This is a genomic window from Janthinobacterium sp. GW458P (assembly GCF_002127585.1).
Lineage (GTDB): Bacteria > Pseudomonadota > Gammaproteobacteria > Burkholderiales > Burkholderiaceae_D > Janthinobacterium.
This window is the reverse complement of sequence record NZ_NEGZ01000008.1, coordinates 111,441-134,840: the sequence shown is the minus strand read 5'-3', so window position 1 is coordinate 134,840 and position 23,400 is coordinate 111,441. Positions and strand designations below refer to the sequence as shown.

Below are 23,400 nucleotides of genomic sequence, written 5' to 3'. Positions count from 1 at the left end.
GCGGCGGCCGCCGGCGCGTATGCGCGGCCGCCCGCCAGCAGCAGGGCCAGCGCGGAGGGCGCCAGGCACAGCAGGAACAGCAGGCCGGGCACGCCGGCCAGCGCAGCCACCTGCAGCACGGCAAGATTGTCGGCTTGGGAATACGCAAGGCTGCCCCAGTTACCATCGAGCAAGAAGACCGCCATCACGGTATCGATGGCCACCCACAGCACGGGATAGGCCAGCACCGTCCAGGCTGCCCGGTAGCGCAGCACGAGGCGCCGCGTGGCCAGCACCACCAGCAGCCACAGCAATGCCTTAACGGCGAGCACGGCCAGCACGGCCGGCAAGGGCATGAGCAGGCGGAAATACGCGACGTTCGAGGACAGGCCCAGCATGGCGGCCAGCAAGGTCATCCAGGCCGCATCGCGGCGCGACGAGCGCAGGGCCAGCCACAGCACGGGCAGCGGCGCCAGCCAGGCCAGCCAGCCGACGGGCTGCGGTCCCAGCACCCAGTACAGGGGCAGGCCCGCCGCCAGCGCGGCGGCCAGTTGTGACAGGCGCGCGCGCAGCGCGCCACTGCCGGCAAACAAGGGGGGCGCAGACAGGATATTGAGCATGCTCAACCTTTCAAGGGCAGCCAGATTTCCACCCCGCCCACGCCGCTGGCCGGGTCGAAATGCTGGTCGTAGCGTTCGAAATCAGGCGCGTCGGCCGCTTCCAGGCCGGAGCGGGGCAGCCACTCGTTCCACACCGTATGCCAGGTGGCGCGGATGGTGGAAATGTGGCCGCGGTGATGAAACACGGCATAGCGCCGCGGGGCGATGCGCAGCCGCGTCCAGCCATCGGGGGCCTGGGAAAAGTCGTTCACCGGCATGGCGCACAGGTAATCGAAATTGCCCGCATCGTCATTGTTGCAGCACACGCCATACACGAGCTGGCCGGGCGCAGCATGGGGCAGGAAGCGCTGCCACAGGGCGGGAATGCCGGCAGCCGTTTCTGCGCGATAACGTTCGACGAGGCCCGCCAGCAGCAAGGCGGGGCCCTGCTCGAAACGGGGAGCTTCCAGGGCCACGCCAGGCGCCACATCCAGTTTGATGGCTTCCACCAGGGCCAGGTTGGCGACATGGCGCTGCGCCCGCACCATTTCCGGCGTGACCTTGAACTGCTCGCGGAAGGCGCGCGTAAACGCTTCGTGGGAGCCGTAGCCCGCCGCGAGCGCGACGGCAAGGATGTCCTGCGCGCCCTGCGCCAGCGCGCACGCCGCGACGCTGAGCCGGCGCGCCCGCACATAGCGCATCACGGAGTGGCCCGTCGCCAGGCCGAAAGCGCGCGTCAGGTGGCAGCGCGAGGCGCCGCCCACGCGGGCGATGTCATCGAGCGAAATATTGTCCGCATAGTGCGATTCGATATACCAGAGTGCCTTGGCCAGATAGTGCATATGCGCTTCCCGTGGAACGAGCAGCGACTGTAGCATTTCCGGGTGCGGAGGATTTGACTGGAATTGCGCAATACCGGGCGGGCGGCACGGGTATCCCTATTTGCGCGCGCGCTTTTCGTGCGCCAGCTGGCCGCCGCTGATGCGCGCCAGCTCCGCCATTTCCGCCGCCATGAAGGCCAGCAGGTCGTCGATGCTGACAATGCCGAAGAGGCCGCCAAGGCTGTTGACGACGGGCAAGCGGCGAATGCCGTTGACGCGCATGCGTTCGATGATGTCGTAGACGTCCTCGTCTTCGCTGGCCGTGAGCAGCTGCGCGCTCATGATGTCGCCCACCAGCAGGCTGGAGGGATCGAGGCCCAGGGCGATGACGGAGACGACGATGTCGCGGTCGGTGAGGATGCCGACGGGAACGCGCTCGCCATTGGGCTGCTCGGCCACGACCAGGTCGCCCACGTGGTGCTGGCGCATCATCAGCGCCGCCTGCTCCACGCTGGTGTCACGCTGGCAATGGATGGTTTGCTGGGTGCAGATATCGCCGATACGCATGTCGCCACTCCCTCACGTGCAGAAGTGTCAACGCTACGCCTGCCCGCAGGCACGGGCTTTGCGCCAGATCAATTGAAGCAGGCTTTACTTTTCTTCCGGCGGTGGCAGGAAGCAGGCTTCGACGATCTGCAAGTCGTTATCCTTGGCGAACTCGCGCACGAAGTGAAACGCCATCGGCTCGATCTCGCGCAGCTTGGTGTTGACGACCACGGATTTGACGCCATTGACGACGGTCGGGCGCACGTAGGGCGAATACTGGAGGTGCGCATTGCGCCCGCCGCCTTCGGGATTGAAACAGGACATCACACCGCAAAGGCGCTCGGCCCAATCGCTGGGTCGAAATTGCTTGCCATTGCTGGTGAGACCCAGGATGAAGAACTCGTCTGAGAGTTCGTTTTGAGATAACTCGGCCATGTGGCTTGTCGGGACTGGATTGCGTGAATGGCCCCGGCGGGTAGCCGGGCTGGTAGTTCAACTGCGTAACTGCGTGTACTGCGGTAAGCCAGTATTATATCTTATAGAAGACTTGGGTTCTACCTCGATCTGCCCCGCCATGCAAACAGGGGCTGGCGCGCATCGCACACCAGCCCCTATTTTAACCTTGTTCCACGCGCAGGGCGCGGGGACAGGCGGCAGGCGTCAGCCCAGCCAGACGGCGCCCGACATCAACAGCAGCAGCAGCATCCACAGCAGCAAGGCACGCCACACGAGGCCCACCGTGCTCTGCAAGGCGCGCGCGCCAGGCTCTTCGCCGGGCAGGATATCGCTTTCGCTGTCGCTGTCATCGACGGCCATGTCCGGCGTGACGACCACGCGGGCCGCCGTCTCCGCCGGCGTGCCCAGGCGCACGCCCATGGCGCCGCCGCCGGCCGTCAGGATGATGCCGATGGCCTCGTCCTGCCAGCGCTGGGCGAAATTGCGCCAGGCATAGATGGCATCCTCGAAATTGCCGACCACGGCAAAGGCCACGGCCGTCAGGCGCACGGGGATCCAGTCGATCCAGTAAAAGGCGCGCGCGGCAAACTGGCCGAACGCTTCATTGCGCATGTGCTCGGGCTCGTTCCAGGCGCGCGCCAGGTATTCGGCCACGCGGTACATGACGGCGCAGGCAGGGCCCAGCGGCATCAAAAACCAGAAAAATACGCCAAAGACATTGCGGTGCGTGGTGACGAGGGCTTTTTCCACGGCGATGCGGGCGATTTCGCCCGCTTCCATGCCCACCGTGTCGAGCTTGGTCCAGTCGGCCAGCAAGGTGCGCGCGGTCGCTTCGTCGCCGGCGCTCAGGGCCAGCTGGATCGACGTGAAATAATGGCTGTAATGGCGAAAGCCCAGGGTCAGGTAGACGATGAGGACGTTCCAGGCAAAGGCCAGCAGGGACAGCTGATAATGCTGCAAGAGCCAGTACACGCCCGCCGTCGGCACCATCAGCGCGCCGATCATGAGGAACCAGCCCATGCGGCCATGGTTGGCGTGGCCGGCATTGAACCAGGTCTCCATGCGCATTGCCAGGCTCTTGATTTCGGCGTAGATGGGATTATCCGCGCGCAAAGGTTTGAGCTGCTCGATCAGCAATGCGCAAAGTATGGAGAGAAATGTCATCAAACGTCCTTTTTGTCTTTTTCAGCAATACCGCAATGCCCGCTACGATAGCGCAGTGCCGTGCTGGAATCAAACTTATTACGTGCGCGGCGCCATTTTACGCGCGCAAGAGGTGAAACAGATTGCGCAGCATGCCGGCCGTGGCGCCCCAGATATAGAAGCGCTCGTACGGCATGGCGTAGAACGAGCGCCGTCCGCCCGGCAATTCCACCGACAGGCGCTGATGGTTGAGGCCATCCATCAGGAAGGCCAGCGGCACTTCGAAGATTTCCGCCACTTCGGACGGATCGGCGCGCAGTTCGAACGGCGGCGTCACCAGGCCCACCACGGGCGTGACCTGGTAGCCGGTGCCCGTCAGGTAGTCGGGCAGGCAGCCGAGCACTTCGACGTGCCGGCGCGCCAGACCCACCTCTTCCTCCGTCTCGCGCAGGGCCGTGGCCACGGGCGAGCCGTCGAACGGTTCGCTGCGCCCGCCGGGAAAGCTGACCTGGCCCGCATGGCTGCTCAGGTGGTCCGTGCGCATGGTCAACAGGATGGTCAGGCCGTCCGGCCGCCGCACGAGGGGAATGAGCACGGCGGCGCGCACGGGCACGGCGCGGGCGGAGAGGAAATCCTGGGTAATCTCGGGCTGCCAGTCCGGCGGTTCGGCCAGGCGCTGGCGCAGCCAGTCCGGCGTCATGCGCGCGGCGTCCAGCGCCGCCTCGCCGGCGATCGAATCGATGGCGAGTTGCTTGGGATCAAATGCGATGGTGGCCATTGCCCCTCCCTCATGATTAACATCACCTGGCAAAAGCGGCGCGAGGGGAAGGAAGAGGCGGCCGAGACGCGCAACCGTACGCTAGTACGGCGAGCATCGCAGGCTACCTATGCCGACGCGCAGCAGCTTGGGCCAGGTGTCACCATAAAAAAAAGGGCACCCTGAGGCGCCCTTTTTTTCCAACGCAGGCGCTGATATTACGCGCTTGCTTTCGCCACAACGCGGCGATTTGGCAATTTTTCTTTGATACGCGCCGATTTACCCGAACGCTCACGCAGATAGTACAGCTTGGCGCGGCGAACATCACCACGGCGTTTCACTTCGATCGAAGCGATCAGCGGCGAGTACAGCTGGAACGTACGCTCGACGCCTTCGCCGGACGAGATCTTGCGAACGATGAAGTTCGAGTTCAGGCCACGGTTACGACGGGAGATAACGACGCCTTCGTAAGCCTGGGCGCGCTTGCGCGTGCCTTCGACTACGTTGACGCTGACGATAACGGTATCGCCTGGTGCGAAGTCAGGAATCGATTTACCCAGACGGGCGATCTCTTCTTGCTCTAATTGTTGAATCAAGTCCATTTTTAACACTCCGAAAACCATCATGCCGGCGCACTGTGGATAGCGAGTATCCGCCCGGTAGAGGATGGGTATTACCAATTTGGGCAACATGCCCGGCACTGCAAAGCCACCCTGCCGGCCGTCCGAAAACGGCTTACAGGCTGGCCAGGAATTTTTCGTCGGTCTTGCTGAGCAAGCCGGCGGCGCGCGCACTGACCAGCAGGTCAGGCCGCTTGCTCGCGGTCGCTTCCAGCATGCGCTGGCGGCGCCACTTGACGATCTCGGCATGATTGCCACCCATCAAGACGGGCGGCACGGCCATGCCTTCATACGTTTCCGGCCGCGTATAGTGCGGCGCATCGAGCAAGCCATTGACGAAGCTGTCCTCGATGGCCGATGCTTCCGTGTTCAGGACACCGGGCAGCAAGCGGATCACCGCATCCATCAGCGCCATGGCGGGCAACTCGCCGCCCGACAGGACGAAGTCGCCCATGCTGATCTCTTCGTCGACGCAGCGCTCCAGCAAACGCTGGTCCACGGCTTCATAGCGGCCGCACAGGATGACGAGGCCAGGCTCGGCTTTCAGCTGCGTGACGCGCTCATGCGTGAGCGGACGGCCTTGCGGCGACATGAACACCACGCGCGGCGCGGCCAGTCCCAGTTCCGTCTGGCGTTGCTTGGCGGCATTAATTGTCGCTTCGAGCGGACGGGCCATCATCACCATGCCGGGGCCGCCGCCATACGGGCGGTCATCCACGGTGCGGTGATTGTCGCTCGTGAAATCGCGGGGATTCCACAAGGACAAGCCACATTTGCCCTGCTCGAAGGCACGCCGGGTCACACCCGACTGCGTCAGCGCGGCAAACATTTCCGGGAACAGGGTCACGACATCAAATTGCATCGCTCGCCATCCTGAAAATATTGCCCGGCGCAAAGTTATGCGCAGGCGGTTTAATAATCGAGGCCCCAGTCGACCGTGATCTTGTTGGCAGCCTTGTCAACATTAATGACAAACTGGCCGACAAACGGGATCAGGCGCTCAGGCGCCTTGTCGACGGCGTCATCGGGATGGGCGACGGGCCTGATGCGCAAGATCGACTGCGGACCATTGCTCATCATGTCAGTCACTTCGCCGAGGCACTCGCCTTGCAAATTCTCAACTGTCAGTCCGATCAGATCGGACCAATAAAATTCATCGGCCGACAGCGTCGGGAAATGGCTACGCGGAATTTGCACAGACACGCCTTTCAGCGCTTCCGCGGCATCCCGCCCGACCACACCCACCAGCTGGGCCACGACGTCGCCGCCGTGTAACTTCGCTTGCCTGACTTGAACATCATGCAAGGTCGGTTTATCAAACCACCAGGTCTTGACGCTTAATAATGCATCCGCGTCGTCGGAGAAAGGAGTGATCCTGACCCCGCCAGCAATGCCATAGGCACCGGAGACATAGCCTACCTGTACCAGGTCATCGGGGACTTTCACCCCGGATGCAGTCTTGACCGTCAAACCAGTGATCTAATTAAGCTGCTGCTTTGCCGTTGCTGGCAACCAGACGAGCAACGGTTGGCGACAATTGTGCGCCAACGCCTTGCCAGTAGGCCAGACGGTCTGCGGTGATACGCAGTGGAACTTCGCCACCTTGCGCCATCGGGTTGTAAAAACCGATACGCTCAATGAAGCGACCATCGCGGCGATTGCGCGAATCAGTAGCGACGATGTTGAAGAACGGGCGCTTCTTGGCGCCTCCACGAGCTAAACGAATAACGACCATAATATTTCCAAAAAGTGTGCTGAGGCGGAAAAAGCCGCAAATTATAGCGCGCTTTACCGCCAGGCAGCAAGCGTTATGATGACGGGCGTGTAATTTGGGCTAATCGAACATTATGACCAGACATCGCCGAAGACGCAATAGGCGCGTGCGCCTATCGTGCCGGCAATGCGGCGGCTTTGCCACCGGATCACGCGACATCATCGCACAATGCCCGATGAAAATGCTATCGCTGCGGGCGACAATGAGCAATACTGACTATCTTTACCGATGAGCAACTCTGGAGTCCCATGAACACCACGACTGTTTTGCAACACTCGCACAAGAACAAGGCATGCACTTCCCTGCTGGCCTTCCTGCTGGGCGCCCTGGGCGCGCACCGCTTCTACCTGCACGGCGCCAGCGACCGCTGGGGCTGGCTGCACGTGGCCGCCCTGCCCGCCAGCCTGGCCCTGCGCCAGGCCTTTCCCGACGCCGACTGGTTTTACCAGATCCTGCCGCTGATCCTGTCCGCGCTGGCCGGCTTCCTCGAAGCCCTGGTGCTGGGCCTGATGCCGGACGACAAGTGGGATGCCCGCTACAACGCCGCCTCCGGGCGCCTGTCGGACACGGGCTGGCCCCTGGCCGTGGTGCTGGTCGCTACCTTGATGCTAGGCGCGGGCGTGCTGATCGCCACCATGGCGCGCCTGTTCGACTTGCTGTACACGGGCGGCGCCTACGGTTAATTTCCATGCGGAAATGACATCACATGGCGCGCGGCACACGCACATGTAAGTGTTAGTAAGCAATCATGATTTTCCTCTATACTGCATTCACAATGCCGACATTACCGGCACATTCAACACACCCCAGGAGAAGATCATGATTCGTCGCCCACTCATCCTCGCAATGGCCGTCACGGCCCTGTTCAGCACCTCCGCCTTCGCACAGAACCTGTCGCCGAAGGCGCAATATGCCTACGACACGAAACAAGCGAACACGCGCTATGCGGACGACAAGAAATTGTGCGCAGAAGAAAGCAGCTCGAAAGCCCGCATGCAATGCCTGCGCGACGCCAAGGGCGAATACGACCAGGCCATCATCAATGCCAAGGCCGCGCAAAAAGCGGGCAATTCCTACGCCGGCCAGCCTTCCAAACAGCCGCAGCACCAGATCTGCGCCGAGTGCGGCAAGGTGCTGGCAGTCAACGTCGCTGAAAAGGCCGGTGAAGGCGGCGCCCTGGGCATGATAGGCGGCGGCGTGGCCGGCGCCCTGCTGGGCCGCCAGGTCGGCGGCGGACGCGGCAAGGACCTGGCCACCCTGGCCGGCGCCGCCGGCGGCGCGTATGCCGGCAAGCAAGTCGAAGGCCACATGAAGAACGCCAAGACCTGGACCGTCACCGTACAGTACGAAACGGGCGCCAAGGCCGACTTCGCGTTTGACCAGGACCCAGGGCTGGCTGCTGGCGACTTGGTGCGCAATTCCGGCAACGGCATCGCCCGCCGCTAAGAACGCAGGGAAAGCGTCCATGGCGGCGTTGCCCGAGTCTGGCCGACATTGCCGTACTAACGGCGGACGGCGACAAGGCGCCTTGCCCTGAGCGCTTTCTCAGGCGTTCTTAATATAGAAAAAGCGCTGGAGAGTGATCTCCAGCGCTTTTTTTGCATTCAGCCGGCGAGCGCCGGCCAAGTTTCAACTTAAAACTGCTCTTCCGACAGCGCCATCACGCCGGCGCTGCCGTCGATGATGGTGGCGCGCAAGCCCGGTGCCTGCGACAGGATGTGGTCGGCAAAGAAGCGCGCCGTGGCGATCTTCGCCTTGTAGAACGCCGCGTCGCCGCTGCCCTCGCCCAGCTTTTGCTGCGCCGCCACGGCCGCGCGGGCCATCTGCCAGCCGCCCAGCACGATGCCGGCCAGTTTCAAATAGGGCACGCTGCCCGCGAAGACGGCCTTGATGTCCGACTTCATGTTCGCCACCACATACTCGACCACGGCTTCCAGCGCGGCGCTGCCTTCGGCCAGGTGGCGCTGCATGGCCTGGAAGTCGGCGCCGGTCAGCTCGCCCAGCTGGGCTTCCGTGGCGCGCACCTGGGCGATGATGGCTTTCGCCACGGCGCCGCCGTCGCGCACCGTCTTGCGCCCCACGAGGTCGTTCGCCTGGATGGCCGTCGTGCCTTCGTAGATGGTCAGAATCTTGGCGTCGCGGTAATGCTGGGCTGCGCCTGTTTCCTCAATGAAACCCATGCCGCCATGCACCTGCACGCCGTCACGCGTGACGTCCTGCGACATTTCCGTGGCCCAACCCTTGATCACGGGCACCAGGTATTCATAGGTGGCCAGGCTTTCCGCGCGCACGTCCGCGTCCTGATGGTGGTGCGCCACGTCGCTGATGGCCGCGCCCACGTAGGCCAGCGCGCGCGCCGCCTCGGTCTGCGAGCGCATCGACATGAGCATGCGACGCACGTCCGGGTGGTGGATGATGGAGACCGGACCGGCGGAACCGGCCAGGTCGCGCGACTGCACGCGGTCCTTGGCGAACGCCACGGCCTGCTGGTAGGCGCGCTCGGCCAGGCCGATGCCCTGCAGGCCCACGCCGAAGCGGGCCGCGTTCATCATGATGAACATGTATTCGAGGCCGCGGTTTTCCTCGCCCACCAGGGTGCCGATGGCGCCGCCGTGGTCGCCGAACTGCAGCACGGCCGTGGGGCTGGCCTTGATGCCCAGTTTATGTTCGATGGAAACGCAATGGGCGTCGTTGCGCGCGCCGAGGCTGCCGTCCGCGTTGACGAGGAACTTCGGCACGATGAACAGCGAAATGCCTTTCACGCCGGCCGGTGCGTCCGGCGTGCGGGCCAGCACCAGGTGGACGATGTTTTCCGCCATGTCGTGCTCGCCATACGTGATGAAAATCTTCGTGCCAAAGACTTTATAGGTGCCATCGTCCTGCGGCACGGCGCGCGTGCGCACGGCGGCCAGGTCGGAGCCGGCCTGCGGCTCCGTCAGGTTCATGGTGCCCGTCCACTTGCCCGATACCAGGTTTTCCAGGTAGGTGGCCTTCTGTTCGTCGCTGCCGGCCGTCAGCAGCGCTTCGATGGCGCCGTCCGACAGCAGGGCGACCAGGGCGAACGAGATGCTGGCCGAATTGAGCATTTCGATGCAGGGCGTGGCCAAGAGCTTGGGCAAGCCCTGGCCGCCAAATTCCGTCGGATGCTGCACGCCCTGCCAGCCCGCTTCGCCGTAGGCCTTGAACGCTTCCTTGAAGCCCTTTGACGTCGTGACCTGGCCATCGTGCCAGAAGCTCGGTTCCTTGTCGCTGGGGCCGTTCAGGGGGGCCACCACGCCGCCGCAGAACTTGGCGTTCTCTTCCAGCACGGCTTCGGCCGTGTCGGGCGTGGCGTCTTCGCAGCCAGGCAAAGTATGGATTTCGGCCAGGCCGGCCAGTTCGTTCATCACGAACAACATGTCTTTCAGCGGGGCTTGATAGCTCATCTATTTCTCCAAGAAAAAAGCCACGCGCGGCTCGCCGTGTGGGGCGGGCCGGCGTGGCTTCGTGATATACAAAACCTGAATGGGTAAGACTTAGCCCAGTTCTTTGACCAGTTGCGGCACGATCTCGAACAGATCGCCCACGATGCCGTAGTCGGCCACGGCAAAGATCGGCGCTTCCGGATCCTTGTTGATGGCGACGATGGTCTTCGAGTCTTTCATGCCGGCCAGATGCTGGATCGCGCCCGAGATGCCGACGGCGATGTACAGCGAAGGCGCGACGATCTTGCCCGTCTGGCCCACTTGCCAGTCGTTCGGCACGAAGCCGGCGTCGACGGCGGCGCGCGAGGCGCCCATGGCGGCGCCCAGCTTGTCGGCCAGCGGCTCCAGGATGTGGAAGTTCTCGGCCGAACCCATGCCACGGCCGCCCGACACGATGATTTTCGCGGCGGTCAGTTCAGGACGGTCCGACTTGGCCAGTTCGCGGCCCACGAAGGCGGACTTGCCATTGTCGGCGACAGCGGCGACGGTTTCGGTGGCAGCCGAACCGCCGGTGGCGGCAGCGGCGTCGAAGCCGGTGGTACGCACGGTGATGACCTTGACCTTGTCGCCAGATTGCACGGTGGCAATGGCGTTGCCGGCGTAGATCGGGCGCTCGAAGGTGTCGGGCGAATCGACCTTGGTGATTTCCGAGATTTGCGCTACGTCCAGCTTGGCGGCCACGCGCGGCAGGATGTTCTTGCCGTAGGCGGTGGCTGGTGCCAGGATGTGGCTGTAGTTGCCGGCGATGGCCAGCACTTGCTCGGCCACGTTTTCGGCCAGGCCGTCGGCAAAGTATGGCGCGTCGGCCACGATGACTTTCGTCACGCCGGCGATTTGCGCGGCGGCAGCGGCGGCAGCCGAGGCGTTCGAACCTGCGACCAGTACGTGCACGTCGCCGCCGCACTGGGCAGCCGCGGTCACGGTGTGGTGGGTGCTGCCCTTTAAGGTAGCGTTGTCGTGTTCAGCAATAACTAATGCGACCATGATATGTCCTGTAATTGTTCTGGAGTGACGGCAAAGCCGCTTAGATGACTTTGGCTTCGGTACGCAGCTTGGCGACCAGGGTGGCGACGTCCGGCACCTTGATGCCGGCCGAGCGCTTGGCTGGCTCGACGACTTTCAGGGTCTTCAGGCGTGGCGCGACGTCGACGCCCAGGTCTTCCGGCTTGACGGTCTCGAGCGGCTTTTTCTTTGCCTTCATGATGTTCGGCAGGGTCACATAGCGTGGCTCGTTCAAACGCAGGTCGGTGGTGATGATCGCTGGCAAGGTCAATGCCAGGGTTTCCAGGCCGCCATCGACTTCGCGGGTGACGGTGACTTTGCCGTCTTCCAGCACGACTTTCGAAGCGAACGTGGCTTGCGGCCAACCCAGCAGGGCAGCGAGCATCTGGCCGGTCTGGTTGCTGTCGTCGTCGATCGCCTGCTTGCCCAGGATGATCAGTTGCGGCTGTTCTTTCTCGGCCAGGGATTTGACCAGCTTGGCCACGGCCAGCGGTTCCAGTTCAGTCGTCGTTTCCACCAGGATGCCGCGGTCGGCGCCGATGGCCATGGCCGTGCGCAGGGTTTCCTGGCACTGCGTCACGCCGCAGGAGATGGCGACCACTTCGGTGACCTTGCCGGCTTCCTTCAGGCGCATCGCCTCTTCCAGCGCGATTTCATCGAAAGGGTTCATCGACATTTTGACGTTGGCGGTATCGACGCCAGTGCCGTCACTCTTGACGCGGACTTTGACGTTATAGTCGACCACGCGTTTGACGGGTACCAAGACTTTCATAGCTATGCCTTTGGGAAATTATAAAAATGACGGATCAAGTGCTGATTGTGCGTTCGATTATAAGAGAAATTTGAATCCCGAACCGAATTTAAGCACGATCGTGCGATTTTTTGTTAGAGCAATCCATCTAAACTGTCCAGCTTTGAGGATTTCGGGGAGTCGCCCGCTACGCTGCAGGGCAGCAAAAGGGGGCAGAAATGGCCCTGCGAGGAGAAAGCCAGGCCGCGCCGCGGCGGCCCCGGCCGGCACAATTATTTGCGTTGCATCAGGAAGACGAATTCGGTGCCCGTCTGCACATGCGACAGCAGGGCATTGCCCGTTTGCTTGGCGAAAGCCTGGAAGTCGCGCACGGAACCGGGATCGGTTGCCATGATGCGCAGCACTTCCCCGCTCTGCAGCTCTGACAAAGCCTTTTTCGCCTTCAGAATCGGCAAGGGGCAATTCAAGCCGCGCGCGTCGAGTTCTTTGTGAAATTCCATAATCTCGGTATCAAGTAGTGTGTCGCTCATCATCAATATCCCACCATTTTTGTTGTACTGATTTTCGACATACTACTCTAAATCAGGGGCATTGACGCGCTGCACCAAAATAGTTCATCGGCTGTTGTGGGGTCACAACGGGATTCCAAAAGAAATAACGGCCCGCAAACACCGTCTGCGGGCCGTTTTCACGAGGCAGTGGGGTGAAGAACCCGCATGCCTGCAAGCTTACGCCTTATTTCACGCGTTCGCCGACCCAGGCCGGCACGCCGGCCAGGGCGTTCGCCAGGCCGCTCGGATCGGTGCCGCCGGCTTGCGCCATATCGGGGCGTCCGCCGCCTTTTCCGCCCACTTGCTGTGCAACGAAGTTCACCAGCTCGCCCGCTTTGACCTTGGAAGTCGCGTCCGCCGTCACGCCGGCGATCAGGCTGACCTTGCCGTCGGCCACGCTGGCCAGCACGATGGCGGCCGTCTTCAGCTTGTCCTTCAGCTTGTCCATGGTTTCGCGCAGGCGGGCCACGTCGGCGCCGTCGAGCACGGCGGCCAGCACCTTGACGCCGTTGACATCGACGGCCTGCGTGACCAGCTCATCGCCCTGGCCCGAGGCCAGTTTCGATTTCAGCGCGGCCAGCTCCTTCTCCAGCGCCTTCACGTGGTCCTGCACCTGGCCGATGCGGGCCGTCAGTTCTTCCGGCTGCGCCTTCAGGGCGTTGGCCGCTTCGACGAGGCGGCGGTTGATGGCCTGCACCAGCGCCAGCGCGCCCTCGCCCGTCACCGCTTCCACGCGGCGGATGCCGGCGGCCACGCCGCTTTCGGCGATGATCTTGAACAGGCCGATGTCGCCCGTGCGCTGCACGTGGACGCCGCCGCACAGCTCTTTCGAGCTGCCGATGTCGAGCACGCGCACTTCGTCGCCGTATTTCTCGCCGAACAGGGCCATCGCGCCATGCTTGACGGCGTCGTCAAACGACATCAAATGGGCTTGCGTGGCGCGGTTTTCCAGGATCTCCTTGTTGACGATCGTTTCCACGGCGGCGATCTGCTCGGCCGTCATCGGCGCATGGTGGCTGAAGTCGAAACGGGTCTTGTCCGGGTCGACCAGCGAGCCCTTTTGCGCCACGTGGCTGCCCAGCACTTCGCGCAAGGCCTTGTGCATCAGGTGCGTGGCCGAGTGGTTGCGGATGGTGCGCGCGCGCTTGGCCGTGTCCACTTCGGCCGAGACGGCGTCGCCCACTTTCAATACGCCCGATTCGAGCACGCCGTGGTGGCCGAAGACGTCGGCCTGGATTTTCAGGGTGTCGCTGACGGCAAAGCTGCCCGCGCCCGTGGCGATCACGCCCTGGTCGCCCACCTGGCCGCCCGATTCCGCGTAGAACGGCGTCGTATCGAGCACGACGATGCCCGTGTCACCGGCTTTCAGTTCAGTGACAGGCGTGCCGGCCGCGTACAGCGCGACGACCTTGCTGCTGAACGTCAATTGGTCGTAGCCGACGAATTTGTTTTTCTCGCCCGTGTACTCGACCTTGCTGTCCTTGTGCGTCTTGCCGCCCTTGCGCGACAGTTCCTGGCTTTCCTTCAGGGCCGCGTCGTAGCCCACCTGGTCGAACGTGATGTCGCGTTCGCGGCAGATGTCGGCCGTCAGGTCCGGCGGGAAGCCATAGGTTTCGTACAAGGTAAAAGCGGTGGCGCCGTCGATGCCCGTGGCATCCTTGGCCAGCTGCGCTTCCAGCACTTTCATGCCTGTTTCCAGGGTCTCGCCGAAACGCTCTTCCTCGGCTTTCAGCATGTTGGCGACGTTGTCTTTCGCCTCTTCCAGCTCGGGATAGGCGCCGCCCATCTCGATGGCGAGATCGGCCACCAGCTTGTAGAAGAACGGTTTCGTCTGGCCCAGCTTGTGGCCATGGCGCAAGGCGCGGCGGATGATGCGGCGCAAGACATACGCGCGGCCTTCGCTGCCCGGAATGATGCCGTCGACGATCATGAAGGCGGCGGAGCGGATGTGGTCGGCGATCACGCGCAGCGACTTGTTTTCCAGGTCCGTGGCGCCCGTTTCGCGCGCGGCAGCCTTGATCAGGTGCTGGAACAGGTCGATTTCATAGTTCGAATGCACGTGCTGCAGCACGGCGGCCAGGCGCTCCATGCCCATGCCCGTGTCGACGCACGGCTTGGGCAGCTTGTGCATGACGCCCGCTTCGTCGCGGTTGAACTGCATGAACACGAGGTTCCAGATTTCAATGAAGCGGTCGCCGTCTTCGTCCGGCGAGCCCGGCGGGCCGCCAGGAATGTCGGCGCCGTGGTCGTAGAAGATTTCCGTGCAGGGACCGCATGGGCCCGTGTCCGCCATCTGCCAGAAATTGTCGGACGCGTAGCGCGAGCCCTTGTTGTCGCCGATGCGGATGATGCGCTCGACGGGCACGCCGATTTCTTTCGCCCAGATGTCGTACGCTTCGTCATCTTCGATGTAGACGGTGACCGTCAGCTTGTCGGCCGGCAAGCCGTACACCTTGGTCAGCAGTTCCCAGGCGAAGTGGATCGCGTCGCGCTTGAAATAGTCGCCGAAGCTGAAGTTGCCCAGCATTTCAAAGAAAGTATGGTGGCGCGCCGTGTAGCCGACGTTTTCCAGGTCGTTGTGCTTGCCGCCGGCGCGCACGCAGCGCTGCACGGAAGTGGCGCGCGTGTACGGACGGCTGTCCATGCCCGTAAACACATCCTTGAATTGCACCATGCCGCTGTTCGTCAACAGCAAGGTCGGATCGTTGCCTGGCACCAGGGAGCTGGAACGGACGATGGAATGGCCCTTGGACTCGAAAAATTTGAGGAACTTGTCGCGGATTTCAGATGATTTCATGTTTTTTTGGCAAAAAGTGGCGGCAGCTTTAAAGGGAAGATTATACGTGATATGGGGTGCGGCAATGACGGGTAGCCAGGGCATTGTTGCGCCCGTGCCAACATCGACAGCCTGCCCGTTCAGGCCGGGTCGTGGTGGCTGGCGCAGGCCTGCGGTGTGGCTACGGCCGCGGGCGCCGTGGCGCCAGCGGTCGCATTGCAGTCGGCGCAGCGGCCGTACAGGGTCAGCTCGTGGCGCTCGACGACAAAGCCTTGCGGCGCCATGCGCTTCAAGTCGCCCGGGCAGTCATGCACGTCGAACACGCGCTGGCACGTGGTGCACTGGAAATGGTGGTGGTGATGATTGGCGGCCGTGTTCGACTCATAGCGCGGGTTTTCGCCCGGCAAGGTCACCACGTGCACTTTTTCTTCCAGCACCAGGGACTTCAAGTTGCGGTAAACGGTGGCGATGCCCAGCTGCGTCACCTGCAAGCTGGCCTGTTCGAGGATTTCCTGCGCCGACAGGGGGCGCTGGGCCGACTCGATGGCGGCTTGAATGGCGGTTTTTTGACGTGTTGTGCGTTCCATAGCCGACAGAATACACCATCCGCCTGCATCTACCGCCCGGAAAAACTGTCACACAGTAATGATAATGGGTTATCATTATCATCTTCTGGCAGCCAACCCATACGGCAATGGCCTGCCCCAACCCGCCACCACCGATAGCGAATAAGGAATTCTTGCCCATGTCCGTCCGTCCTCACCAACCCACTCCCCTCGCGCTGGCCATCATGCTGGCCTTTGCCGCGCCCGCCAGTGCCCTGGCGCAACAGGCAGCCACCTTGCCCGCCGTCACCGTTTCGGCCAGCGCCCTGGCCCTGGGCAGCGACGACATGAGCACGCCCGTCACCGTACTGGAAGGCGAGGCACTGGTGCTGGCAAGGTCAGCGACCCTGGGCGAAACCCTGGCCGGCCAGCCCGGCATCACGTCCAGCCATTTCGGCGCCGGCGCCAGCCGTCCCATCATCCGCGGCATGGATGGCCCGCGCGTCAAAATCCTGTCCGATGGCGCCGAAGTGCAGGATGCCTCGACCATCAGCCCCGACCATGCCGTGGCGGCCGAACCGATGCTGTCGGAACAGATTGAAGTGCTGCGCGGCCCGTCCGCGCTGGCCTACGGCGGCGGCGCCGTCGGCGGCGTCGTCAACGTGATCGACAAGAAAATCCCCACGCGCGTGCCGGCCAAGGGCTTCGAAGGCAGCGCGGAAGTACGCGCCAACTCAAACGCGCGCGAAAAGGCGGGCGCTTTTGAAGTGACCGGCGGCTCCGGCAACATCGCTTTCCACGCGGAAGGCGTCAAGCGCGATGCGAAGGAATACAAGGTCGGCAGCGGCTGGGAAGGCGGCTCCAAAGTAGCCGGCAGCTACAACAAGACGGACACGGGCAGCGTGGGCGTGTCGTGGGTGGGTCAGCGCGGCTTCCTGGGCCTGGCCTTCACCAGCCAGCACGCGGAATACGGCTTGCCTGGCCACAACCACGAATTCGAAAGCTGCCACCCGCACGGCACGCACCTGCATTGCGGCGGCCACGACGGCCACGACCATGGCGACGAAGACGAGCATGACCACGAGCATGGCAGCGTGCCCTACGTGAAGCTGAAGAGCGAGCGCTGGGACGTGCGCGGCGAATTGCGCGACCCCGTGCCCGGTTTCGCCAGGCTGCGCCTGCGCGCTTCGTTCACCGATTACAAGCACGATGAAATCGAAGGCACGGAAATCGCCACCACGTTCAAGAACAAGGGTCACGATGCGCGCCTGGAAATGGAACACCATCCCGTCTTCGGCTGGCGCGGCGTGGTCGGCCTGCAAACATCGAAGCGCGATTTCTCCGCCCTGGGCGAGGAAGCCTACGTGGCGCCGACGGTGACCAAAAAACACGCGGCTTTCCTGGTGGAAGAATACAAGCTGGACCAATGGCGCTTCGAGGCGGGCTTGCGCCACGAGTGGCAAGACATCGCGGTGGACAGCGCCACCCTGCAAGACCGCAGCGCCAAAGGCACCTCGATTTCCTTGGGCGCCGTGTGGAAGTTCGCACCGCAATATTCGCTCGGTTCGACCATCTCCCGCACGCACCGCCTGCCCAGCGCCGAGGAACTGTATGCGCACGGCGTGCACATGGCCACGGCCACATATGAACTGGGCAATCAAAACCTGGGCAAGGAAACGTCGAACAATATCGACTTGACCTTGCGCAAATATGCGGGCGCCACGACCTTCTCGGCCAGCGCCTACCGCAACAAGGTCGACAACTACATCTTCGGCTCCACCCTGGACAGCCACGAAGGCTTCCAGCTGATCCAGTATGCCCAGCGCGACGCCACGTTTACTGGCGTGGAAGGACAGATCCGCCAGCAATTGAACCCCATGTTCGGCGCCAGCGTGTTCGGCGACTACGTGCGGGCCAAGCTGGCCGACGGTGGCGCAGCTAACAATAACAACCTGCCGCGCATCCCGGCCCAGCGCTTCGGCGTGAAGGTCGACGCCAACTGGCAGGCATGGAGCGGCGTGGCCGAGTTCTACCGCGTGGGCAAGCAAGACAAGGTGGCCGCGTTTGAGACGGCGACCCCGGGCTACAACATGCTCAACCTGTCCGCCAACTACGACACGCGCATCGGCACGACGCCGGCCCAGTTCTACATCAAGGCGAACAACCTGACGAATGAACTGGCGTACAGCCACACCTCGTTCATCAAGAATGCGGCGCCTTTGACGGGGCGCAACTTGACTGTGGGAATGCGCGTCACGTTTTAATCCTCAGGACGGCTTGATCAGGTCGATCCGGTCCGTGCAGAAACCGTCCACGCCCCAGGCCAGCAGCTCGCTGGCCCGTTCGGGCGTGTTGACGGTGTAGCAAAACAGTCCCAATCCCGCTTTCTTGACTTCCAGCGCCAGCGCGCGCGTCAGCTGCTGGTGGTCGCAATGGAGCGCCACCACCTCCAGCTGTTTCGCCGTGTTCGCCCAGTCGTCCGGTATCTGTTCGACCAGCCAGCCGCGCGCCAGTTCCGGCGCCGCCTGGCGCGCCGCTTCCAGCGCGGCGATGCTGAACGACGACAGCAGCGGCAATAATTCTCCAGCAGCAATTTCTTTTGCGAAATAATCGCGCGTAGCGCGCGCCACCGCCTCGCCCGTGGCTACGTCGAAGCCCGGCGCCGGCTTGATCTCGATATTCATCCAGATGCGCTGCGCCTTGCAATAGTCCACCACGGCCTCGAACGTGGGTACGCCCTCGCCCGCGAATTGCGGGCCGAACCAGGCGCCCGCCTCCATGGCCCCCAGCTGCGCAGCCGTATAGTCGCTGACCTGGCCGCTGCCGGCCACCGTGCGGCCCAGTTCGGGGTCGTGCACGACGACGGGCACGCCGTCGGACGCCAGCATGACGTCGAATTCCACGGCGCGGTAGCCGTAGGCGAGGCCGCAGCGCAGGGCGGCCAGGGTGTTTTCAGGCGCCAGGGTGCCGCCGCCGCGGTGCGCCAGGGTGCGTGGGTAAGGCCACATGATATTCCTTTATAGCAACTATATGGATGCAAGACTGTCTTGCCATACTATCCCGTGCCCATCCTGAAAAGTAAAGCGGCCCCGTTTGGCGACGCGCCGCGGCGAATGGCGGCTTGCCAGCGCCGTTTCATCGCAGTCCTGTTGCGCCCTGGCCCGCGCTGGCACACAATGCCCAATCGTTACCAGTAGACAACTATATGAAACCCGACGCCCCCTCCGCCGACGCGCCAGCTGCCAAGCGCCGCTCGCCCTACTACCGCATGCTGCACGATGTGCGTTATGCGCTGGTGCTGAACGTGATCTGTGCGCTGGTCATTACCTTCATCCTCAATCCGGGCAGCCATTTCGGACAAAACCTCGTCGCCTCGATGTGCATCGGCACGATCGCCTTCCTGCTGATCGACGGCCTGCGCCTGACCCTGTGGGGCGCAGACCAGCGCCCGAGATTCCTGCCTTTCATGCTCATCATCCTGATTTCCGTGCCAGCGGCGCAAATGCTGGGCCTGGCCCTGTTCAGCTGGCTGACGGGCGTGGACGTGGGCGGCATCGAGAACATGCTGCCTACGCAAATGATGGGCACGCTCGTCTTCACCCTGCTGGCCACGGGCGGCGCCGTGCTGTTTTTCTCCAGCCGCGAAAAGATTGCCCGCCTGCAAATGACGGCGGCCCAGGAAAAGGCCCGCGCCGAATCCGTGGCGCGCCAGGCCATGCAGGCGCAGCTGCAATTGCTGCAGGCGCAGATCGAACCGCACATGCTGTTCAACACCCTGGCCAACCTGCAGGGGCTGATCAGCCTTGATCCGCAGCGCGCCCAGCAGCTGCTCGATCAATTGATCCAGTACCTGCGCGCCACCCTCTCTTCCTCGCGGGCGGAATCCACTACCCTGGAGCAGGAGTTTTCCCTGATGCAAGCCTATCTGGGCCTGATGTCGATACGCATGGGCGCGCGCCTGGGCTACGCGCTGGACTTGCCCGAGGCCTTGCGCGATATCAAGGTGCCACCCATGCTGCTGCAGCCGCTGGTGGAAAACGCCATCCAGCACGGCCTGGAACCGAAGATCGAAGGCGGCCACGTCCACGTGCAGGCGTCCACGGACGGCGGCATGCTGATCCTGACGGTTGCCGACGATGGACTGGGCCTCGGCCATCCGGGCCAGAGCAAGGGCACGCAGCTGGGCGTGGCGAACATCCGCGAACGCCTGCACGCCATGCACGGCAATGCCGCCAGCCTGGTGCTGGCCGCCAACACGCCGGCAGGCGTCGTCGCCCGCCTTCAATTACCGATTCACTCCACCACCGCGAGCCCCACGCCATGACCAGCCCCACCCCGCGCGCCCTGATCGCCGAAGACGAACCCATACTCGCCGCCGCCCTCGCGCACGCCTTGCAGCGGCTGTGGCCGGAACTCGACATCGTCGCCACCTGCCCCAACGGCGTGGACGCCGTGCACCAGGGCCTGGCACTGCTGCCCGACATTCTGTTTCTTGACATCAAGATGCCTGGCAAGACAGGCCTGGAAGCGGCCGAGGAACTGGCCGAGCAGTGGCCGGACGGCACGCCCTTCCCCTGCATCGTGTTTGTCACCGCCTACGACGAGTACGCGCTGGCCGCCTTCGAGCACGCGGCCGCCGATTACGTCTTAAAACCCGTCAACGATGCGCGCCTGGGCAAGACGGTGGAACGCTTGCGGCAGCGCCTGCGCGTCAGCGGCAGCGGCAACGCTGCGGCGGCCACGGCGGCGCCCGTGACGGCAGCCGTCACCGCGTCCGCCAGCGACGACAACATGGCCCGCCTGCTGAGCCAGCTGCAAGCCATGCTGCCGCCCGCGCCGCGCCTGCAGATGATACGGGCAGCCGTCGGCAACAGCGTGCGCATGATCGCCCTGGCCGACGTCGTGTACTTCGAGGCGCTGGACAAATACATCAACGTCGTGTGCCAGGACAGCGAAGCGCTGATACGCACGAGCCTGAAGGAGCTGCTGCCCCAGCTGGACCCGCAACAATTCTGGCAAATCCACCGGGGCACCATCGTCAACGCCAGCGCCATCGCCACGGCCGTGCGCGACGAGGCGGGCAAGCTGTCGCTGACCCTGCGCCAGCATCCGGCGCAGCTGCGCGTCAGTCCCTTATATGCCCATCTGTTCCGGCAGATGTAAGGCGCGCAAGAGCCAGGTTCTAATGGAGCTGATGCTTCAGGTCCGACAGTTCATCGTGGACTTTCTGCACGGCACTCTTCATTTCCGGCGTCAGGCTGGACGCCGTGCCGCACGCCCGCTTGGCGCGGTCGCCCAGCGATTCCATCTGGTCGACGGCCTGGCGGATGCGCACATCATCCTGCGTGTCGATGGCTTGCCGCACGGCGCTCTTTTGCTGGTCCAGCTGGTTGATGCAATCCTTCAAGTCCATCGGCATGCCCTGCTGCTTGCCGCACAGCCGGGCCGCCTGGCCGATCGCGTGTTCGATGGCGCCAAAGCGCCGTGCCACTTCCTTTGCCTGCATCATGATGTGTCCTCCCATGGTGAGTGGAGTTGGATCGCCAGGCCGGCCCAGGGTTCCCCGCCGGCGGCCATGGCGTCGAAATTTCCATGTGGCACTTTTTTTGTAAGCGCTTGTGACATTTTAGATAATTATCAAATGTCTCAGATACATTGGCGTACCTGAACCACCACGTCCGCCATGACTTCGCTGCCCACCCTGCCCCGCCGCGCTCCCGGCCTGCTGCTGATCGTCCTGCTGCACGCGGGGCTGGCCCATGTCGTGCTGCAGTCGCGGCCCCGCCCTGTCGCGGACGAGCACCTGCCGCAGGGCCCGGCCATCGCCTGGCTGCGCTACACGGCTCCTGCGCCGCCCAGGCCCGTAGCCTTGCCCAGCGCCAAACCAGCCGCCGCACGCCTGCCGGGTTTGCCCATCCTGGCACCCGTCAGCCGTCCCTTGCCCCCACCTGCCGTCGAGCCGGCGCCGGCACCGGCAACGCCGGAAGCGATCACGCTCGTCACGCCGCCGAGCGCGGCCGATATCCTGGCGCAAGCCAAACGCGACGTGGGCAAGATCGACAAGGATTTACGCAAGGAATTCCCGCAGCGGGGAGAACAAAAACCCGACGACACGGCCTTCAAGCGCATGCAGCAAGGCTTTGCCGAAGCCTACGCGGCCGTGCCGCCGAAATGGTACGAGGCATCGAAAATCGAGGAAGTGGGCGCGAATGAGGCCAGGGGCAGCCGCACGTATAAAATCACCAGCGCGCTGGGCACCTTGTGCGTGACCACGCGCGCCGGCAAGCAGGGCGAAACGATGATAGGCATGTGCCCCAAATAACCGGGCTCAAGCCACCACTTCGCGCGCCCCCAGCGGCTGCAGGTGGCGCAGGCGCAAGGCGATCAGCACGCCGCCGCCCAGGCACAGGCCCAGCATGATGATGACGCCCGTCCAGCCGTCGAAGCCCCACATCATGCCCGAGGCCGAGCCGATCAGGCTGGAACCGAGGTAATAGAACAGCAGATAGAAGGCCGAGGCCAGCGCCTGCGGCGCGCGGGCGCGGCGGCTGACCCAGCTGCTGGCGATCGAATGCGAGGCAAAGAAGCCGAAGGTGGCCAGCGCCATGCCGGCGACGATCAGCGGCAGCGAGTCGAACAGGGTCAATACAATGCCACTGAGCATTACCGCCAGCATGATCCACAGCACGCCCCGCCGTCCCAGCCGGTCCACCAGGCGGCCCGCCCACACGGAGCTGAAGATGCCGATCAGATACAGAAAGGCCAGCAAGCCGACCGTACTCTGGCGCAAGCTGAACGGCGCGGCCAGCAAACGGTAGCCGATGTAGTTATACAGGCTGACGAAACAGCCCATCAGCAGAAACGCCAGGCAGAACAGCCACGGCAGGCCCCGGTCGGAAAAATGCTGTTTTATCGCGTGCGGCAAGGCGTTCCAACCCTTGGTACTGGGCACGAAGTTCTTCGACGCGGGCAGGCTGCGCCAGAATTCCGCCGCCGCCAGCACGCCGGCCACGCCCAGCACGCCCAGGGCCCAGCGCCACGACAGAAAATCGCTGAGCATGGAGGCGATCAAGCGTCCCGACATGCCGCCGAACGCGCTGCCGGCAATATACAAGCCCATCGACAGCCCCAGCGACGGCCCCTCGATTTCCTCGCCCAGGTAAGCCATGGCCACGGCCGGCATGCCACCGAGAGCGATGCCCAGCGCCGCGCGGATGGCCAGCAGCTGCGCATAATCCTGGGCGAAGGCGGACAAGATCGTCAATATCGCGGCGGAAAACATCGACGCCACCATCAGCGGCTTGCGTCCCACCCGGTCCGACACGGCACTGAGCAGCACCAGCGAGATGGCCAGCAAGCCGCTGGAGACGGACAGCGACCAGCTGCTTTGCGCCGGCGTCAGATGAAACTGCTGCGACAGCAGCGGGAACAGCGGTTGTATGCAGTACAGCAAGCTGAAGGTGGAAAAGCCGCCGAAGAACAGGGCGCGGTTGCTGCGCTTGAATTCGATGGAACCCTTGGCGATGGCCGTGCGGGCAGCGGGAGCGGAAACCGGGATGGCGGAAGGGGCGGCGGGGGCAAAAGCGAGCGATGAATCAGACATGGCCGTGTTTCGG

The 23,400-nt window shown here is 63.5% G+C and carries 25 protein-coding genes; 6 read left to right on the top strand and 19 right to left on the bottom strand.

Annotated elements, in window-relative coordinates; translation table 11 throughout:
- From CBW50_RS08255 to rpsP, 10 genes are all read right to left on the bottom strand, one after another.
- Positions 1–599: hypothetical protein (locus CBW50_RS08255; RefSeq protein WP_216356325.1), on the bottom strand; the 599-nt coding region annotated here is incomplete at its 3' end.
- Between the two features lie 2 nt (positions 600–601).
- Entirely contained in the window at positions 602–1,420 is an 819-nt protein-coding gene (locus tag CBW50_RS08250; RefSeq protein WP_086145073.1) for an AraC family transcriptional regulator, read from the bottom strand.
- 96 nt (positions 1,421–1,516) lie between these two features.
- On the bottom strand, positions 1,517–1,966 hold the full coding sequence (locus CBW50_RS08245) for a CBS domain-containing protein (RefSeq protein ID WP_086145072.1): 450 nt from the start codon (positions 1,964–1,966) through the stop codon (positions 1,517–1,519).
- Between the two features lie 84 nt (positions 1,967–2,050).
- A complete protein-coding gene (locus CBW50_RS08240; protein WP_071324990.1) occupies positions 2,051–2,380 on the bottom strand; it encodes a DUF3579 domain-containing protein in 330 nt (109 codons plus the stop codon).
- Positions 2,381–2,605: 225 nt separating this feature from the next.
- On the bottom strand, positions 2,606–3,565 hold the full coding sequence (locus CBW50_RS08235) for a CobD/CbiB family protein (protein ID WP_086145071.1): 960 nt from the start codon (positions 3,563–3,565) through the stop codon (positions 2,606–2,608).
- Between the two features lie 97 nt (positions 3,566–3,662).
- Positions 3,663–4,322: a CoA pyrophosphatase gene (locus CBW50_RS08230; RefSeq protein ID WP_086145070.1), complete on the bottom strand. Its 660-nt coding sequence runs from the start codon at positions 4,320–4,322 to the stop codon at positions 3,663–3,665.
- A 197-nt stretch (positions 4,323–4,519) separates the two neighbouring features.
- Positions 4,520–4,903, bottom strand: a complete 384-nt coding sequence (gene rplS, locus CBW50_RS08225) for a 50S ribosomal protein L19 (RefSeq protein ID WP_035825414.1) — start codon at positions 4,901–4,903, stop codon at positions 4,520–4,522.
- A gap of 133 nt (positions 4,904–5,036) precedes the next feature.
- Entirely contained in the window at positions 5,037–5,783 is a 747-nt protein-coding gene (gene trmD / locus CBW50_RS08220) for a tRNA (guanosine(37)-N1)-methyltransferase TrmD (protein ID WP_086145069.1), read from the bottom strand.
- A gap of 50 nt (positions 5,784–5,833) precedes the next feature.
- Complete coding sequence (gene rimM, locus CBW50_RS08215) at positions 5,834–6,391, bottom strand: ribosome maturation factor RimM (protein WP_086145068.1); 558 nt, start codon at positions 6,389–6,391, stop codon at positions 5,834–5,836.
- A 13-nt stretch (positions 6,392–6,404) separates the two neighbouring features.
- Complete coding sequence (rpsP, locus tag CBW50_RS08210) at positions 6,405–6,656, bottom strand: 30S ribosomal protein S16 (RefSeq protein ID WP_076567307.1); 252 nt, start codon at positions 6,654–6,656, stop codon at positions 6,405–6,407.
- Positions 6,657–6,943: 287 nt separating this feature from the next.
- Here rpsP and CBW50_RS08205 point away from each other — a divergent pair, with 287 nt between their 5' ends.
- Entirely contained in the window at positions 6,944–7,378 is a 435-nt protein-coding gene (locus tag CBW50_RS08205) for an NINE protein (RefSeq protein ID WP_086145067.1), read from the top strand.
- A 136-nt stretch (positions 7,379–7,514) separates the two neighbouring features.
- A complete protein-coding gene (locus CBW50_RS08200) occupies positions 7,515–8,141 on the top strand; it encodes a glycine zipper 2TM domain-containing protein (RefSeq protein ID WP_086145066.1) in 627 nt (208 codons plus the stop codon).
- A gap of 188 nt (positions 8,142–8,329) precedes the next feature.
- Here CBW50_RS08200 and CBW50_RS08195 read toward each other — a convergent pair whose 3' ends face one another.
- From CBW50_RS08195 to CBW50_RS08170, 6 genes are all read right to left on the bottom strand, one after another.
- Complete coding sequence (locus CBW50_RS08195; protein WP_086145065.1) at positions 8,330–10,120, bottom strand: acyl-CoA dehydrogenase; 1,791 nt, start codon at positions 10,118–10,120, stop codon at positions 8,330–8,332.
- 90 nt (positions 10,121–10,210) lie between these two features.
- A complete protein-coding gene (locus tag CBW50_RS08190; protein ID WP_086145064.1) occupies positions 10,211–11,143 on the bottom strand; it encodes an electron transfer flavoprotein subunit alpha/FixB family protein in 933 nt (310 codons plus the stop codon).
- A 40-nt stretch (positions 11,144–11,183) separates the two neighbouring features.
- Complete coding sequence (locus tag CBW50_RS08185; protein ID WP_034759884.1) at positions 11,184–11,933, bottom strand: electron transfer flavoprotein subunit beta/FixA family protein; 750 nt, start codon at positions 11,931–11,933, stop codon at positions 11,184–11,186.
- A 251-nt stretch (positions 11,934–12,184) separates the two neighbouring features.
- On the bottom strand, positions 12,185–12,412 hold the full coding sequence (locus CBW50_RS08180; protein ID WP_010395510.1) for a sulfurtransferase TusA family protein: 228 nt from the start codon (positions 12,410–12,412) through the stop codon (positions 12,185–12,187).
- Between the two features lie 235 nt (positions 12,413–12,647).
- Positions 12,648–15,260 (bottom strand): alanine--tRNA ligase, encoded by a 2,613-nt coding sequence (gene alaS, locus CBW50_RS08175; protein WP_086145063.1) that lies wholly within the window; start codon positions 15,258–15,260, stop codon positions 12,648–12,650.
- Between the two features lie 119 nt (positions 15,261–15,379).
- The gene (locus CBW50_RS08170; RefSeq protein WP_086145062.1) at positions 15,380–15,826 is read right to left on the bottom strand and encodes a Fur family transcriptional regulator; all 447 of its coding nucleotides are present in this window, start codon (positions 15,824–15,826) and stop codon (positions 15,380–15,382) included.
- 158 nt (positions 15,827–15,984) lie between these two features.
- Between CBW50_RS08170 and CBW50_RS08165 the strand changes: the two genes are divergently transcribed.
- On the top strand, positions 15,985–18,048 hold the full coding sequence (locus CBW50_RS08165; protein ID WP_172404712.1) for a TonB-dependent receptor: 2,064 nt from the start codon (positions 15,985–15,987) through the stop codon (positions 18,046–18,048).
- A gap of 3 nt (positions 18,049–18,051) precedes the next feature.
- Here the strand turns inward: CBW50_RS08165 and ugpQ are convergent, their stop codons facing one another.
- On the bottom strand, positions 18,052–18,792 hold the full coding sequence (gene ugpQ, locus CBW50_RS08160; protein ID WP_086145061.1) for a glycerophosphodiester phosphodiesterase: 741 nt from the start codon (positions 18,790–18,792) through the stop codon (positions 18,052–18,054).
- A gap of 197 nt (positions 18,793–18,989) precedes the next feature.
- On the opposite strand from ugpQ, the gene CBW50_RS08155 reads away from it, so the two are divergent.
- Entirely contained in the window at positions 18,990–20,108 is a 1,119-nt protein-coding gene (locus CBW50_RS08155) for a sensor histidine kinase (RefSeq protein WP_226936074.1), read from the top strand.
- Positions 20,105–20,947, top strand: coding sequence for a LytTR family DNA-binding domain-containing protein (locus tag CBW50_RS08150; RefSeq protein ID WP_086145060.1), 843 nt, complete (start codon positions 20,105–20,107; stop codon positions 20,945–20,947). Before CBW50_RS08155 ends, CBW50_RS08150 begins: the two co-directional genes overlap by 4 nt.
- 19 nt (positions 20,948–20,966) lie before the next feature.
- Here CBW50_RS08150 and CBW50_RS08145 read toward each other — a convergent pair whose 3' ends face one another.
- Positions 20,967–21,293 carry a hypothetical protein gene (locus CBW50_RS08145; protein WP_086145059.1) on the bottom strand — a complete coding sequence of 109 codons (327 nt, stop codon included), beginning with the start codon at positions 21,291–21,293 and terminating at the stop codon, positions 20,967–20,969.
- 174 nt (positions 21,294–21,467) lie between these two features.
- Between CBW50_RS08145 and CBW50_RS08140 the strand changes: the two genes are divergently transcribed.
- The gene (locus tag CBW50_RS08140) at positions 21,468–22,106 is read left to right on the top strand and encodes a hypothetical protein (RefSeq protein WP_086145058.1); all 639 of its coding nucleotides are present in this window, start codon (positions 21,468–21,470) and stop codon (positions 22,104–22,106) included.
- 6 nt (positions 22,107–22,112) lie between these two features.
- On the opposite strand, the gene CBW50_RS08135 is transcribed toward CBW50_RS08140, so the two are convergent.
- Positions 22,113–23,387, bottom strand: coding sequence for an MFS transporter (locus CBW50_RS08135; RefSeq protein ID WP_172404711.1), 1,275 nt, complete (start codon positions 23,385–23,387; stop codon positions 22,113–22,115).
- Between the last annotated feature and the right edge of the window lie 13 nt (positions 23,388–23,400).